The sequence below is a fragment of the Roseomonas sp. AR75 genome (genome assembly GCF_005222815.1).
GTDB lineage: Bacteria > Pseudomonadota > Alphaproteobacteria > Acetobacterales > Acetobacteraceae > Falsiroseomonas.
The window spans coordinates 1-1,444 of sequence record NZ_STGB01000011.1; the positions used below are offsets into that span (position 1 = coordinate 1).

At 72.4% G+C, this 1,444-nt stretch carries 1 protein-coding gene; it reads left to right on the top strand.

What is annotated here, in order from left to right; all coding sequences use genetic code 11:
- Positions 1–145: 145 nt before the first annotated feature.
- A complete protein-coding gene (locus E4T13_RS29515) occupies positions 146–1,432 on the top strand; it encodes a recombinase family protein (protein ID WP_137181976.1) in 1,287 nt (428 codons plus the stop codon).
- Positions 1,433–1,444 lie beyond the last annotated feature (12 nt).

The following is a 1,444-nucleotide window of genomic DNA, read 5'->3' on the forward strand; positions in this document are numbered from 1 at the left end:
ATCAGCGCCGCACCGGCCGTCCTCCAGCAGCGTCATCCCGGTCATCCCGTCGCCCAGCAGGCGACCGTGCACCACTCTACAGTCACGCCCGCCGAAAGATGACGTTTCTGGAGGTGTCCAGCTGCATATCGGGCTGCTGGGGACGATGTCGCAGCTCTTCCTGGCGGACCTCAAGGCCAAGACCCATCGCGGGCTGCGTGCGGTGGCCGAGGACGGCCGCAGCGCGGGAGGGCTCTCCTACGGCTACCGGATCGCGCCGGCCCCCGATGGGCGCCCGGGCCGCGGCCATCGCGAGATCGACGAGGGGCAGGCGGCGGTGGTGCGACGGATCTTCCGCGACTACGCGGCCGGACTCGCGCCTAAGCGGATCGCGCTGGCGCTGAACGCGGAGGGTGTGCCCGGCCCGCGCGGCGGGGCCTGGGCGCCGAGCGCGATCAACGGCGACCGCGGCAAGGGCACCGGGATCCTGAACAACGCGCTCTACATCGGCCGCCAGGTCTGGGGCCGTCGGGCCTGGACCAAGGACCCGAGCACCGGGCGCAGGGTGGCGCGCGGGGCCGCGGCCGAGGCGCGGGTGGTCACCGAGGTGCCGGAGCTGCGGATAGTCTCGGACGAGCTGTGGGAGGCCGCCAAGGCCCGGCAGGCAACCCTGGATCGCAAGGGCGCGGCGCAGGGGGCAGAGGCTAAGGCTGGCGCTTTCTGGACCAAGCAGCGGCCCCGCTACCTGTTCTCTGGGCTGATGGTCTGCGGCGCGTGCGGCGGGGGCTTCTCGAAAATGTCGGCCGAGCACTTCGGCTGCTCGGCGGCGCGGAACAAGGGCCCGACGGCCTGCGGCAACCGGCTCACGGTGCGGCGGGACGTGCTGGAGGAGACGGTGCTGGGGGCGCTGCGCGAGCGGCTGATGGACCCCGCGCTGTTCCGGGAGTTCGTCGCCGAGTTCACGGCCACCTGGAACCGGCTGCAGGCCGAGGCCTCGGCGGGGCTGACCGCGCAGCGCGCCGAGTTGGCCCGGGTCGAGGGGCAGATCGAGCGGGCGGTCGATGCGATCGTGGCGGGCACGGCCTCGCCGTCGCTCAAGAGCCGGCTCGAGGAGCTGGAGCGTCGCAAGGCGGGGCTACAGTCCGATCTGGCGGGTGCGGAGACCCCTGCCCCGCGGCTGCACCCGAACCTGGCGGAGCTCTACCGCGAGCGCGTCGCCGAGCTCGCGCGGGTTCTGGCGGCCGAGGACGGCGCCGAGGCGCGGGAGGTGGTGCGGGGCCTGGTGGAGGCGATCCGGCTCATCCCCGAGGGCGAGCGGCTGCGGATCGAGGTGCGTGGCGAGCTGGGCGCCTTTCTCCGGCTGGCGGAAGGGTGCTCGGAATCAGAAACGCCCCGGCGATGTTGCCGAGGCGTTGTTGGTGCAAATCAAGATGGATGCGGGGACAGGATTTGAACCTGTGACCTT

Bases quoted from the DNA above. Each gene is read 5' to 3' on its own strand.
- E4T13_RS29515 (WP_137181976.1), top strand. From the start codon at position 146: ATGTCGCAGCTCTTCCTGGCGGACCTCAAGGCCAAGACCCATCGCGGG.